Genomic DNA, 14081 nt, shown 5'->3' with positions numbered 1-14081 from the left:
ACGCCGCACGGGTATGATCGGCGTCGCTCACCGTTCCACTTGATGTCGATGCCTGACACCTCCACCGCCATCCGTGCCGAGAACTACCTGGCCCCCGAGACGCTCGGGCAGTTGGCGCCCTTCGAGCTGCGCGCCAAGATGATCGTCGAGGGCGTGATGTCCGGCATGCACCGCTCGCCATACCAGGGCATGGCGGTGGAGTTCGCCCAGCATCGTCAGTACGTGCCCGGCGACGACCTGAAGCACCTGGACTGGAAGGTCTTCGGACGCAGCGACAAGCTGTACATCAAGCAATACCAGCAGGAAACCAACCTCGACGTGATGGTGCTGGTGGATTCGTCGGCGTCGATGAAGTTCGGCACGCTGGACATCAAGTCGAACTGGGGGCTGACCCAGGCCAGCCGCGAGCGCCGGTCGTGGACCAAGTTCGACTGCGCCACCGCCGCCGCCGTCGCCATGGCCTACCTGTGCCTGCAGCAGCAGGACCGCGTGGGGCTGGTGGTCTTCGCCGAGGGCATCCGGCGCATGGTCGAGCGCTCCAACGCGCAGGGGCAGTGGCGTCGGATCGTCACCGCCCTCAACAGCGAGCCGGTGGAGCAGACCACCAACCTCGCCCACGTCACCGACCAGGTGCTGGGCAAGGTCACCAACCGCTGCCTGTTCGTGGTGCTGTCGGACTTCTTCGATTCGATCGAGTCCATCCGACAGTCGCTGGCGCGCTTCCGGCACCGGCGGCATGACGTGATCCTGATCCAGACGCTCGACCGCCAGGAGATGCGGTTCGACTTCAATCAGCCCGCGCCGTTCCTGGGCATGGAAGGCGAGGGCCGCCTGCGCGTGGACCCGCGGGCGCTGCGCGAAGCGTATCTCCAGGCGCTCACCGAACACACCAGCGCCATCGCCGCCACGGCCCGCGGGTTCGGGTTCGACTACGAACGCGCCGACACGCACGAGTCCGTCGGCCCCATGCTCAGCCGCCTGATGGCGCGTCGGAACGCGTACATCAAGCGGACGAAGATGGGCTAACGCGGCGCGCCGCCGTCATCATCGTGCTCCGTTTCAGCGGGCGGTGGTTTGGGTTTCTTGACCCCCAGCAGCGCGTCAAGAGATCCCATCGGATCGGTCAGGTCGTACCGCTCAATGCCGCCGTACAACCCCCGCAACTGGCCGAGCTGCTCGCGCAGCTGGCCGTAGGCCTCGATCTGGTTGCGCGGCACGCGCACGTCCAGGGCCTCGAAGTCCTGCTGCAACTGTTGCAGCAACCGGAGCTGGGCCGCCTGCTCCATCCGCTGCCGCGCCAGGTGCGACGCATAGTCCCGCACCACCGCGATCGACAGCACGCCGAGCCCCGCCGCCAGCGCAGCGCAGGCGATCAGGCCGATAAGCATCCACTTCAGCCGCCGCTCCAGACGGGCCAGGCGAGCATCCGGGGACGGCGAACCGGACTCGGGGGGCGATGTCGGCGGGGTCGCGGTCGTCGATGACGAGGCCTCGTAAGTCATGTCCATGATCCTACGAGGCATGACGGCCCGGCGTTCAACCTGCCGATCCGCAGCGGCGCGAAAGCGTCACACGGCGTCGTCGGCCTGCTCCGCCATGGCCCCGGCGCGGCCGCGCAGCAGGGCGTCGCGGATGCGCAGCGCCGCGTCATGCCTCAGCCCCGGCAGATCCACCTGGGCGTTCTCGGTTCCGGCGGTGTGAATGCGCAGCACCGCGATCCCGAACCGCCGCATGATCGGACCCTGGATGACATCGGTGTGCTGCACGCGCGAACACGGGACGTTGATGATCCGACGCCACACCACGCCCTTGCGAATCTCGATGCCCTCCGGCGACAGGGCGTACTGGGTGCGGGCGTACTCCTTGCCGGGCCACACCGCGGAGAACCACGCCAGCCAGCCGGCCAGCAGCACCCACGCGCCCGAAAGGATCAGCCCCCATCCGGTCCCCACGCCCCCCAGCAGCCAGAGAACCAGCGCCCCCACGCCCGATCCGCCGGCAATGACCGCGAAACCGATCCACGACCCGAGCAGTTCGGCATCGCGGTAGGCGGGATCAACGGGGTGGAGCACGCCGTCGGCGATATCGACGCCCGGTTCTGCATTCGGAAGGGGGTTCAGCGCCCCTCCCGAGGTGAGTGCGGGCGCCTGAAGAGTCGTCTCACGCGAATCGACAGTGGAGCCATCCCCGGCCGCCACGCGCCCATCATCAATCAAGCCCACGCCACGACCCATATCGCCGATGGGCGCAGGTGACGAATCGCTTCCGGGACGGCCGGTGCTTTCACACTCCGATTCGGCGACGGACTCGTGCTGATCGCGTTCACAACTCACCAACACAATGATAGGGACAGCGCCGTCGCGTGAACGAAGCCGCTCGCTGTCAAACTGGGCAACCCAGAGAGAACGGCTGTTTTTCGAAACGCCCAACTATGCCCTTGCGTATCCCGCCCGAGGTGATATACCGTGGAGGGATCACACGTTCTGGGGTGGGTGGATCCGCAGGCCATCGCTGCGGGTTGTGTGTTTTCCGAGTCCTTCTACTTCCTTGATGGAGTGGTGCGATGCTGAATCGAGCGCGGCGAAGCGTGGCGGGTCTGGTGCTGGCAGGCGTGTTCGTGGGACTGACAATCGCCCCGGCGCCGGGAATGGCTGTTCTCGCCGCGGTGGAACCCACGGGAGACGGGTCGAACCTGCTTCCCGCCGGCGCCCGGACCCTGCGGCTCGACGGCTCGGGCATCACCGTCGCCACGTGGGAGAGCGGCCGCCTCGCCGCCGGCGCGGTCCCGCGGAGCGGTTTCGCGGTCCAGATGGAGCCGGGCGGACCGTGGCATCGCGTGGACGACGCTTCGTACATTCTGAAGCTGCGCTACGCGGAGTTCGACCCGGTTTTCACCGGCGAGCCGCCCGTGCCCCCGCATCTGACCGCGGGCGACCCTGAACAGGGCCGCCAGGCGTACATCGTGCAGTTCATCACCCAGCCGCTGGAGCCCTACCGCGAGGCAATCCGCCACGCGGGCGGTGTGATCCACCGCTTCCTGGCCCATCACTCCTACATCGTGCATCTTGATGCCGCCGGGCTGGCGCGGGTGCAGGCGATGCCCTTCGTCCGCTGGGTGGGCGCGTATCACCCCGCATACAAACTGGAGGAAGAGTTGCTCGAGGCGATGGGTGAGGATCCCTTCGGGCTGACCGCCACGCGCCTGTACATTCAGGTGATGGAGCGCGGGCTGGTTGACAAGGAGCGCGTCGCGGCCCGCGTCGCCGCCATCGGCGGCCAGGTCAACGCCATGATTCCCGACGGCTTCCTGCTGGAGGCCACGCTCGACGGGCTGCAGGTGATGGACATCGCCGCCATGCCCGAGGTGCTGTGGATCGACCGCTGGAGCCCCTATGAGTCCGACATGGACATCGCCCGGCAGATCGGCGGCGGCAACTTCGTCCACAACACGCTGGGGTACACGGGCCAGGGCGTGCGGGCCGAGGTGATGGATGGCAACGTTCTCACGACCCACGTGGACTTCCAGAACCCGCCCGTCCTGCTGCACGGGTCACGCTCCGGCAGCGCCAGTCACGGCACGGCCACGTACGGCATCAACTTCGGCACCGGTACGGCCAACGCCCAAGGCAAGGGCATGGCGCCTTCGGCGCAGGGCATCTTCGCCTCCTACGCCTCCTTGACGAACCGCTACCAGCACACGGCGGAGCTGCTTCAGGCGCCGTACTTCGCCGTCTATCAGAGCAACTCGTGGGGCTCGACGCAGACCACGCAGTACACCAACATCTCCACCGAGATGGATGACATCCTGTTCATCAACGATATCGTGATCTGCCAATCGCAGAGCAACACGGGCAACCAGAACTCGCGTCCCCAGGCGTGGGCCAAGAACATCGTCTCCGTCGGGGGCATCGCCCATCGCAACACGCTGACCAAGTCCGATGACGCCTGGACCAGCGCCAGCATCGGCCCTGCCGCCGACGGTCGGATCAAGCCCGACTTGGCCCACTTCTACGACAGCATCTTCACCACCACCAGCACCAACAACACCGCCTATACCTCGTCCTTCGGCGGCACCAGCGGCGCCACGCCCATCACTGCGGGGCACTTCGCCCTGTTCTTCCAGATGTGGCACGAGGGTATCTTCGGCAACGAAGTGGACTCCAACGGCACCGTCTTCTCCAATCGGCCCCACATGACCACCGCCAAGGCGATCATGATCAACACGGCCGACCCCTATCCCTTCACCGGCCCTACTCACAACCTCAGCCGCGCCAAGCAGGGCTGGGGCATGGCGGATCTCAGCCGCCTGCACAACGTCCGGAACAAGATGTTCATCGTCAACGAGGATCGGGTGCTCACCCTGCTTCAGACCGCGACCTACGAACTGGCGGTCGAGCCGGGCACGCCCGAGTTCCGGGCCACCATGACCTACGCCGACCCCGGCGGCACCACGTCGTCCACGCTCCACCGCATCAACGACTTGTCGCTCAAGGTCACCTCGCCCGGCGGCACGATCTACTGGGGCAACAACGGGCTCGCCGACGGTCTGTGGTCCACCTCGGGCGGAAGCGCCAACACGCGCGACACGGTGGAGAACGTCTTCGTGCAGAACCCCCAGCAGGGGGTGTGGCGCGTCGAGGTCATCGCCTCCGAGATCAACCAGGACGGCCATCGCGAAACCCAGGCCGTGGACGCCGACTTCGCACTCATCGTCACCGGCGTCGTACCCCCATCCACCACGGCGACGCTGACCAGTTTCACCATCCAGAGCGGTACGCTCCTGTCCGGCGGGCTGCCTGAACTGACCCAGTCCGATGACCAGTACCTGCGGGTCCGGTCCGGCTTCGGCAACACCTTCACCGAACTGCACCGGCTGAACATGCAGATCAACGCCCAGGCCGCCGGCTCGCCATCCACCATCGACGTGAAGGTGGAGCAGCGGCTGGTGTCGCAGAACGGCACGGGGCGCCTCTGGGTCCGCAACTGGCCGCAGAACCGCTTCGACCTGGTTGATTCGTTCTCGATCGGAACCACCGACGTGGTCCGCACCATCACCGGCCTTCCCGCCGCGGACTATGTAGCCGGAGACGGGTCGGTCCGGATTCAGCTGCGCAACCTCGTGGTGGTGCCGATCTTCGCCTTCACCTTCGACACCGAGATCGACCACGTCGAGGTGTCGCTGAACTGATCACTTCTCGGACCGGTCGGTGCAAGACGACCGTCGCCGGGGGACATGCCATCGGTGGAGGCGGGGTTCCGCTTCGGCCTGCGCCGGCGCGGGTATGCTCCAGTGTCACTCTTGGCGGCGCATCTCGCCCGCCAGCAAGGAACGGCCGCTCATGAAGACCACGCGATTCATCCTGGCGATCACCACTTCCGCGTTTCTGACCGCCGGGTCGGCCTTGGCGGCGCCGCCGCCCATCCGGCTGGACAACGTGGCCTCGGGCTTTTCGCTCCCGCTCGGCTTCGTGCAGGACCCCTCCAACCCCAGCGTGCAGTACGTGCTGCAGCAGCGCGGCCGCATCCGCGTGCTGGTCAACGGGGTGGTGCAGGCCAATGACCTGCTCGACCTGACGGGCGTCGCCTCGACCAGCGGCAGCGAGCGCGGGCTGATGGGGCTGGCCTTTCCGCCCAACTACGCACAGGACGGGCGCCTCTACGTCAACTACACGCGCAACAGCGACGGCGCCACCATCGTCGCACGCTTTCAGCGCGACCCGAACAACCCGCTCCGCGCCCTGCCCGGCTCGCAGGAAATCCTGCTCACCATCGCCCAGCCGTTCAGCAATCACAACGGCGGCAACCTGGTGTTCGGGCCGGACGGCTACCTGTACATCGGCAACGGCGACGGCGGCTCAGGCGGCGACCCCAGCCACCTGGCCCAGAACCCCAACTCGCTGCTGGGCAAGATGCTGAGAATCGATGTGTCGCCCACCACCGGGTACGCCATTCCCGCCGACAACCCCTTCGTGGACAACGACCCGATCCCCGCCCGGCACGAGATCTGGGCCTTCGGCGTGCGCAACCCCTGGCGATGGTCGTTCGACAACCCGGCCCTGGGCGGAACCGGCGCCATGGTCATGGCCGACGTGGGTCAGAACGCCTGGGAGGAGATCAACTACGAGCCGGCGGGACGGGGCGGGCGCAACTACGGCTGGCGACTCCGCGAGGGCGCGCATAACTACGACACGTCGCTGCCCGCCGCCTACACCCCGCTCACCGAGCCGATCCACGAATACAGCCACGCCGTGGGACGCAGCATCACCGGCGGCTTCGTGTACCGCGGCTACAACCTCGGCAGCGCCTGGCAGGGACGCTACTTCTTCGCCGACTACGTGCTCGGCAAGATCTTCTCCATGCAGATCACCACCAACCAGCAGGGCGAGGGCGTCGCCAGCGACGTGCGCGAGCACACCGCCGAACTGGGCGGCAGCAGTTTCATCGGCAACGTCGCCAGTTTCGGCGAGGATTCCAGCGGCGAGCTCTACGTCGTATCCTTCAACGGCACGGTGCGGCGACTCGCCCCCCAGCAGTCGCCCTACATCTACGGCGACACCTTCACCCGCGTGCGCGGCCTGCCCGTTTCGGGCGACCTGGAATCGCTCAAGTTCAATGACGACAACCGGCTGGAGACCCGGCCCGACGTGTTCCGCACCTCCAGCGTGCCTCCGGTTCAGGTGCGCGTGGACGGCACGTGTCCCGTCGCCAACCCGTCGGAACTGCGCTTCACACTTGAATCACGGGCCGACCGGGCCAACATCAACCAGCGCATCCTGCTCTACAACTTCTTCACCGACCAGTATGATCAGGTCAACACCCGCATCCTGACCACGTCGGACGTCACGGTGCAGATCGTCAACACGACCAATCCGGCGCAGTACGTCAACCCCAACAACCGCCGCGTCCGGGCGCTGATCCAGTGCAACGCGATCGCCTTCTCCATCGCTCCCGTGTGGGTGACGGGCATCGACCGGGCGGTGTGGGAGTTCTCTCCCTGATTCTCGCCTCCTCATCCACCCAGACGCCATGCTCAGCGCCCCGCCGTCGCGGGGCGTTTTCATGTCCTGGTGAACCCGCGACGGCCCGTTTCCGAACAGTGCTTCAGACGGGACAGCCCTGCGCCCGGACGGTACCATGTCCCGATCCATCAGGGAGCCGCATCGCATGGCCAGCACCGACCTCGCTCATATCGAAGCCGCCGCGCAGAAGTTCCGCGACGACTATCGCAAGACGAAGATCGAGATTCAGAAGGCGGTGGTCGGCCATGAGGAGATCATCGACGGGGTGCTGACGTGCCTCTTCGCCGGCGGACACGCGCTGCTCGAGGGCGTGCCGGGTCTGGGCAAGACGCTGCTCATCCGTTCCCTCTCCGAGGCGCTGCAGCTCCACTTCTCGCGCATCCAGTTCACGCCTGACCTCATGCCCGCCGACGTGACCGGCACCACCATCGTGGTGGAGACGGAGACCGGGCGCGACTTCCAGTTCCGCAAGGGGCCGATCTTCGCCCAGATCGTGCTGGCCGACGAGATCAACCGCGCCACGCCCAAGACGCAGTCGTCGCTGCTGGAGGCCATGCAGGAGAAATCCGTCACCGTGGGCGGCACCACGTACGCGCTGGAGAAGCCCTTCTTCGTGATGGCCACGCAGAATCCCATCGAGCAGGAGGGCACCTACCCCCTGCCCGAAGCGCAGCTCGACCGCTTCTTCTTCAAACTGGAGGTCGGGTATTCGTCACGCGACGAACTCGCCGAGATTCTCAACCGCACCACGGCGGGCGAGTCGGCCAGGATCGAGCGCGTGCTGGATGCGCCGTCCATCCTGGCGCACCAGGGGCTGGTGCGCAAGGTCGTCGTCGCCCCGCACGTGCAGGACTACGCGGTGCGGCTGGTGCTCTCCACCCACCCGCAGGGGCAGTTCTCCACCCCGATGGTCAACCAGTACCTGCGCTTCGGCGCCAGCCCCCGCGCCGCCCAGACGCTGATCCTCGCCGCCAAGGTGCATGCCCTGCTCGCGGGACGCGCCAACGTGAGCGTGGAGGACATCCGCAAGGTGGTGCTGCCCGCCATGCGCCACCGCTGCCTGCTCAACTTCGAAGGCGAGGCGGAAGGCATGCGCACGGACGACATCCTGAAGAACATCGTGGAAACGGTGCCGACGGATGTGGGAATGGCGGCGTAGCGCCGCGCTCAGCGGCGGCTTCGCGCACCCAAACCATCGCAATAATCCGCCGTGACCCTGCTCGCTCCGTGGACAGCCCTAGCCGCCGGTCTCATCGCCTTTCCGGCGCTGCTGCTGCTCTACTTCCTCAAGCTGCGCCGTCTGCCCCGGCGCGTCCCCAGCACGCTGCTGTGGATGAAGTCCATCGAGGACTTGCAGGTCAACGCGCCCTTCCAGCGGCTCAGGTGGTCGCTGCTGCTGCTGTTGCAGGCGCTGATCGTGCTGGCCATCGTGCTGGCCCTGGGACGGCCCGTGATCGAGGCGGCTGGTACGGGTTCGTCGAGACACATCCTGCTCATCGACGTGAGCGCCTCCATGAGCGCTCGCGATGTCGATCGCGCCGGACGCTCACGCCTCGACGCCGCCCGCGACGAAGCCCTGCGGCTGGTCGATCGCCTGGCGGGCAGCGAACGCCCCGCGGCGATCATGGTCATCGCCTTTGCAAGCACCGCGCGAGTCATCGCCCCTTTCGGGGCCACCATCGGCGAGGTGCGAGACGCCATCCGCACGCTGGACGCCACGGACGAATCCGCCGACCTGGCCGCTGGGCTCCGGCTGGCGGACGCCTTTGCGGCCGCAGCCGCCGCGGATGAGCAGGACCTGCCCGAGGTGACGCTCTTCTCCGACGGGGGTGTGGGGGAAGGGAGCCGGCGGGCGTCAGCCGTCAGTCGTCTGCCGGCGGACCCGGACGCGCCAAACGCGGGACGCGGTACGTTCTCGTCGCCTCTCACGGTTCGCGCCAGCGCGTTCCACTTCGTCCGCGTCGGACCGGATGCCGAGGCGGACGTGAACAACGTGGGGATCACCTCTCTCGCCGCGCGGCGCGATCCGGATGACCCGGTGTTCGTGGACGTGCTGGCCCGCTTCGTCAACGCTTCTCGCCTGCCGGTGGAGGCCCCCGTCGTCGTGATGATCGACGGCCGCGTCGGCACCGCCGTGAGCGTGTCCATTCCCGGCGCGAACGACGAGACTCCGGGCGAAGCCGTGCGCACCTTCCGCGTCGATCTGCCGGAGGGCGGCCTGCTCACGGTGCAGGTGCGTCGCCCGGACGCGCTGGCATCTGACGATCAGGCCTCGATCTCCCTCGCTCCGCCTCGGCGCCCCCGCATCGCGGTGATCACGGGCGAGAGTGGAATCGACCCATACCTGCGCGGCGTGCTGGAGGCGCTTGAGCCGGAGCAGCTGGTGGTGAGCTCGCAGGAGCCGCCCCGCGCCGCCGACGGCTCGCCCGCTGGCGCGGGCTTCGACCTGGTGGTGTACGACGGCTTCGACCCCGCGGGCGCTTCTGGCGGCGTGTTCGGGGCCGCAGTCGGTACGCCATCGATCGACATCGCCCTGGCGGGCTTCCCCGCCCCGGCGCTCGTGCTGGCGGCCGGTCTGCCGGGCGCATCGTTCACCCCGGCCGCGCTCCCGTCGGGGGGGCAGCGCCCCCCCGCGGAGCGTTTCATCAGCTGGGACCGCACCCACCCCTTCCTGCGTCACGTTGAACTGGATGACGTCATTCACGCCCCCGCCGGATCGTTCGACATCGACGAGGACTTCACGGATCGCATCGAGGTGCTCGCGCGCGGGCCGAGCGGACCCGCGATCATCGCCGTCCGGGCGGGTGAGCGGAGGCACGTGGCCACCACCTTCCGGCTCATCGACAGCAACTGGCCGGCCCGGGTCAGCGTGCTGGTCTTTCTGCAGAACCTGCTGGACGCCGCGCCGCGGCTGCGGCATGGGTCGGAAGGCGTGAGTTTCCGTCCTGGCGAGACGCTCGCCGTCACGCCCCTCCCCGGCGCGTCGCGTGTGCGCGTCACGGGGCTGACCGCCGCCGACCTGCCCGTCGAGGGTCACGGCCGCCTCACGCTGCCCACGCCGTCGCGCGTGGGCGTGGCGATGGTGGAGGGGGTCGAGCCGCCCTTCGATCGACTGGCGATCAATCTGGCCGACGCGGGTGAAACGGACATCCGCCCGGTCGAGTCACTGCGGGTCAACGCCGAGCGAATCCGCGCCGGATCGGCGGGCGAAGTCACTCCACGCGAGCTCTGGCCGTGGCTCGCCGCCGTTGCGCTGACGCTGCTGGTCATCGAGTGGCTGGTCTACGCTCGCCGGGTGCGCGTGTGACGGGTGGCGCGACGCTCCCCGTCGCGCGTGTGCCACGGCCGTCTCGGTCGTGCGGCCGCGCAGCGGGTGTGCGGCAGATGAAACGATCGAGTCGTGACGCGGGCATGCCATCGGGCGACTGCTGTATCGTCGGTGGCCTGGTAACGCTCGCATGGCCGGCACGGCCGCGGCAGACGTCTGCCGAGCCGCGGCGCACGGCGCGGCTACGCTTCCCATGATCTCTCTTCGGAACCACTCATGCCCACCGCACAACTGACCTTCCTCGCTTCGCTGATCCTTCTCACTGTGACATCGTCAATGGTGTCGGCCGCACCGCTTCAGGATGACGCCCCTGCGTCTTCCACGTCCCCCGCCGCCACTCCTTCCGCCGCCGAGCGCTGGAACCTCCGCTTCCGCATCGACACCGGCTACACCGCCCAGTTCAAGGCCGATCTCGATGATGGCGGCGAATACAGCGTCTCGCGCTACGGCCTTGCCGCCAGCGTGTCGTTCGACATCGTGCCCAACCTCAATCTCGATATCCGCTTCGGCTACGCCCACGACGCCTACGACTTCTCGGGCAACGAGGGCTTCGCCGCCCTCGAGGCGTGGGACGGCGTCGATACCTGGTCCGTCTCCCCCGTCCTCACCCTGCGCCTCAATGAGCAGTGGTCGCTCTGGGGCGGGCCGCGATTCGTCCACATGGTCGAGGATGACCACGGCGATGATGAGGACACCGATGGCGGCGTCTGGACCGCCGGGGGCTCCATCGGCGTCACCTACCGCGCCAGCGACACCCTCACGCTCGGCGGCGGGGTCGCTGTCCAGTCCCAACTCGAAGACTCCATCTCCATCTTTCCCATCATCATCCTCAACTGGCAGTTCGCCCCCGACTGGACCCTTCGCACCACGGGTGGGGGGGGCACGGGCTTCGGCGGCGGAGCCGAACTCGCCTGGACTTTCTGCAAGGGCTGGGAAGCCGCCATCGGCGCCCGCTACGAAACCCGCCGCTTCCGACTGAACCAGGATGACATCGCGCCGGACGGCATCGGCCAGGAAACCATCCTGCCCGTCTTCGCCCGTCTGTCGTGGACTCCCTGCCCGACCTTCACCATCTCCCTCACGGCGGGAGCCGCCATGTTCGGCGAACTGCGACTCGAGGATGAGGATGGCGATCGACTGGCAGATGATGAGTTCTCAGCCGCTCCGTTCGTCTCCTTGAGCGGTACTATCCGGTTCTGAGCGCTGACTCCGATTGCCCGCCCCCACCGCCTGATGACGGACGGCTGGCCTTCACCTGCCCAGCACCACGCCGAGACGCAACCGCGGACCAGCAAAGGACCCCCCCATGAAACCTGTTCGATTGTTGGCGTTCCTCGTCGCCACGCTTCTGATCGCCGCTACAGCGCGCGGCGGAGAATGGATCACCCTGTTCGACGGTTCGTCCACCGCCATGTGGCGGGGGTATCGGCAGAGCACGTTCCCCGCCAGGGGATGGGTGGTGGAGGATGGAGCCCTGCGCGTGATGGCGGGCGGGGGCGGCGGGGACATCGTCACCAGAGACTGCTTCGAGAACTTCGAGCTGGTGCTGGAGTGGAAGGCCGCCCCCCGCGCCAATAGCGGCGTCATGTACCGCGTGGCCGAGACGGGCGGCTCGACGTGGAACACCGGGCCGGAGTACCAGATCTTCGATGACCTGGGACACAACCTGGCTCCCGATCACATCAACTCCACCGGCGCGCTCTATGACCTGAAGAAGCCCAGCGCGGACAAGAAGGCCGTGGTGAGGCCCGCCGGCGAGTGGAACGAGACGCGCATCGTGCTCAATCGGGGCGTGGTCGAACACTGGCTCAACGGCGTGAAACTGCTGGAGGATGACCTGAACGGAGATGACTGGAAAAGCCGGGTGGCGGCCAGCAAGTTCCGCGTCTACGCCGACTTCGGCCAGCACGCGCGGGGGCGCATCGCGCTGCAGGACCACGGCAACGACGTGTGGTTCCGCAACATCCGCATCCGCGATCTGGACATGCCCAGCCACTCCGCGGTCACCCCCGTGCCGCGGGGTGATGCCTGGTGGAAGCAGCGGTTCGAGGCCATGCAAGCCGAGGTGAACAAGGGCGACGCTCAGATCCTGCTCATCGGCGACTCGATCACCCAGGGGTGGGAAGGCCCCGGCAAGGCGCCGTGGGAAGGTGAACTGCTGCCGCGCAAGGCGGTCAACCTGGGCATCGGAGGCGACCGCACGCAGCACGTGCTCTGGCGGCTGAAGAACGGCAACCTGGACGGCATCGCGCCCAGGTTCGCCTTCGTGATGATCGGCACCAACAACTCCAACGGCGAGGACAACACCGTCACCGAGATCGCCGACGGCGTGCGGGCGATCGTCAACACCCTGCGCGATCGGTTGCCGACGACCAAGATCGTGCTGTGGGATATCTTCCCCCGGGGCGACAAGCCCAACCCGCAGCGCGGCAAGATCGCCCAGGTGAACCAGATTCTCGCCCGACTGCACGATGGCGAACGGGTGTTTTTCCGCCCCATCGGCCACCTGTTCATCGAGGATGACGGCTCGATCAGCAACACCGTCATGCCCGACTTCCTGCACCTTTCGCCCGAGGCGTACGGGCTGTGGTGGTTTCAGATCGAAAAGACCCTGATGGAACTGGGGGAGTAAGCGCCGCCTGGGGCGTCCAGTCCGTCCCTTCGACCCACCCCCCCACCCCGTCTACACTTCCGCCCCTATGGCACGGATTCGTGAGATCAAAAAGCGGATGGTTGCGGTCAAGAACATCGAACGCATCACCAAGACGATGCAGATGATCGCGACCGCCAAGTTCACCAGCGCCCTGCAGCGGGCCAAGGCCACGCAGCCCTACGCGCTGAAGATCCGTCAGATGGTGGCGGACGTGGCCGCCGCCGCGGGGGACGTGGAGCACCCGCTGCTCAAGACGCCGACCGCGCCCCGCAAGCGAGAGCTCGTGCTCACCATCGTCTCCGACCGGGGGCTTTGCGGCGCATACAACAGCAACGTGCTGCGGATGGCGTCGCAGTTCAACCGGCAGGCGAAGGCCAAGGGGATCGAGGTCGTCAACGAGATCTCGGGCAAGAAGGCGGTGGCCTTCTTCCGCTTCGCCGGGCTGCCCGTGGCGGAGCGTCACACCGTGTTCGCCGATCGTCCCCGCTACGAGGACGTGCAGCGACTGGCGCAGAAGTACATCGATGCCTACGTGGCGGGCGAGTTTGACGCGATTCGCATCGTCTCCACCCGCTTCATCAGCAATACCCGCCAGCAGGCGCAGGTGATGCAGCTGCTGCCGCTGGCCACGCCCGCGGCCAGCGCCTCGACCGAATCGAAGAAGGCCAGCGCCATCTACGAGTTCAGCCCCTCCGCCGCCGAGCTGCTCGCCGTCCTGCTGCCCGAATCGGTGAAGACTTCGCTCTTCCTGGCGTTCAATGACGCCATCGTGAGCGAACAGGTGATGCGCATGATCGCCATGAAGGGCGCCACCGACAACGCCAAGTCGCTCGGCAAGTCGCTGCGGCGTCAGTACAACCGGGCCCGACAGGCCAAGATCACCACCGAACTCATGGAAGTGGTGGCCGGCGCGGCGGCGCTGGGTTGAACGGTTGAACATCGACCGTCGAGTCGAACCGAAGCGGTCGGACGCCGCAGTTGTTGCGCGTCAAGGCGGCCTCTCGGATCAGGTTTGAGTCCAGACCAGCCCGCGAACCAGCCGATATCACCGATTGGCCGCACCGGCGTGCGGGTGGTGTCA

General features: G+C 67.2%; 10 protein-coding genes. 8 read left to right on the top strand and 2 right to left on the bottom strand.

The genetic code is table 11. The features are described 5' to 3' along the window. The first annotated feature begins 48 nt into the window (after positions 1-48). Entirely contained in the window at positions 49-1026 is a 978-nt protein-coding gene (locus HRU76_08310; GenBank protein ID QOJ17584.1) for a DUF58 domain-containing protein, read from the top strand. On the opposite strand, the gene HRU76_08305 is transcribed toward HRU76_08310, so the two are convergent. After that, a complete protein-coding gene (locus HRU76_08305) occupies positions 1023-1502 on the bottom strand; it encodes a hypothetical protein (protein QOJ17583.1) in 480 nt (159 codons plus the stop codon). The two genes, HRU76_08310 and HRU76_08305, sit on opposite strands and share 4 nt — an antisense overlap. A gap of 66 nt (positions 1503-1568) precedes the next feature. Then, positions 1569-2198: a PH domain-containing protein gene (locus HRU76_08300; GenBank protein ID QOJ17582.1), complete on the bottom strand. Its 630-nt coding sequence runs from the start codon at positions 2196-2198 to the stop codon at positions 1569-1571. Positions 2199-2563: 365 nt separating this feature from the next. Here HRU76_08300 and HRU76_08295 point away from each other — a divergent pair, with 365 nt between their 5' ends. The 7 genes from HRU76_08295 (at position 2564) to atpG (ending at position 13928) form a co-directional block, all read left to right on the top strand. Beyond that, positions 2564-5188, top strand: a complete 2625-nt coding sequence (locus HRU76_08295; protein ID QOJ17581.1) for a S8 family serine peptidase — start codon at positions 2564-2566, stop codon at positions 5186-5188. 151 nt (positions 5189-5339) lie between these two features. Continuing rightward, positions 5340-6998, top strand: coding sequence for a PQQ-dependent sugar dehydrogenase (locus HRU76_08290; protein ID QOJ17580.1), 1659 nt, complete (start codon positions 5340-5342; stop codon positions 6996-6998). A 166-nt stretch (positions 6999-7164) separates the two neighbouring features. Next, the gene (locus tag HRU76_08285; GenBank protein QOJ17579.1) at positions 7165-8178 is read left to right on the top strand and encodes an AAA family ATPase; all 1014 of its coding nucleotides are present in this window, start codon (positions 7165-7167) and stop codon (positions 8176-8178) included. Between the two features lie 51 nt (positions 8179-8229). Beyond that, positions 8230-10326 carry a VWA domain-containing protein gene (locus tag HRU76_08280; protein ID QOJ17578.1) on the top strand — a complete coding sequence of 699 codons (2097 nt, stop codon included), beginning with the start codon at positions 8230-8232 and terminating at the stop codon, positions 10324-10326. Positions 10327-10563: 237 nt separating this feature from the next. Next, positions 10564-11547 carry a hypothetical protein gene (locus tag HRU76_08275; protein ID QOJ17577.1) on the top strand — a complete coding sequence of 328 codons (984 nt, stop codon included), beginning with the start codon at positions 10564-10566 and terminating at the stop codon, positions 11545-11547. A gap of 106 nt (positions 11548-11653) precedes the next feature. Further along, positions 11654-12979: a DUF1080 domain-containing protein gene (locus tag HRU76_08270; GenBank protein ID QOJ17576.1), complete on the top strand. Its 1326-nt coding sequence runs from the start codon at positions 11654-11656 to the stop codon at positions 12977-12979. Between the two features lie 97 nt (positions 12980-13076). After that, positions 13077-13928: an ATP synthase F1 subunit gamma gene (gene atpG, locus HRU76_08265; GenBank protein QOJ17575.1), complete on the top strand. Its 852-nt coding sequence runs from the start codon at positions 13077-13079 to the stop codon at positions 13926-13928. Positions 13929-14081 lie beyond the last annotated feature (153 nt).

It is taken from the genome of Phycisphaeraceae bacterium, from assembly GCA_015709595.1.
GTDB lineage: Bacteria > Planctomycetota > Phycisphaerae > Phycisphaerales > SM1A02 > CAADGA01.
This window is presented reverse-complemented; position numbering and strand designations above follow the sequence as displayed.

Bases quoted from the DNA above. Each gene is read 5' to 3' on its own strand.
- HRU76_08270 (QOJ17576.1), top strand. From the start codon at position 11,654: ATGAAACCTGTTCGATTGTTGGCGTTCCTCGTCGCCACGCTTCTGATC.
- atpG (QOJ17575.1), top strand. From the start codon at position 13,077: ATGGTTGCGGTCAAGAACATCGAACGCATCACCAAGACGATGCAGATG.
- HRU76_08305 (QOJ17583.1), bottom strand. From the start codon at position 1,502: ATGACTTACGAGGCCTCGTCATCGACGACCGCGACCCCGCCGACATCG.
- HRU76_08295 (QOJ17581.1), top strand. From the start codon at position 2,564: ATGCTGAATCGAGCGCGGCGAAGCGTGGCGGGTCTGGTGCTGGCAGGC.
- HRU76_08285 (QOJ17579.1), top strand. From the start codon at position 7,165: ATGGCCAGCACCGACCTCGCTCATATCGAAGCCGCCGCGCAGAAGTTC.
- HRU76_08310 (QOJ17584.1), top strand. From the start codon at position 49: ATGCCTGACACCTCCACCGCCATCCGTGCCGAGAACTACCTGGCCCCC.
- HRU76_08275 (QOJ17577.1), top strand. From the start codon at position 10,564: ATGCCCACCGCACAACTGACCTTCCTCGCTTCGCTGATCCTTCTCACT.
- HRU76_08290 (QOJ17580.1), top strand. From the start codon at position 5,340: ATGAAGACCACGCGATTCATCCTGGCGATCACCACTTCCGCGTTTCTG.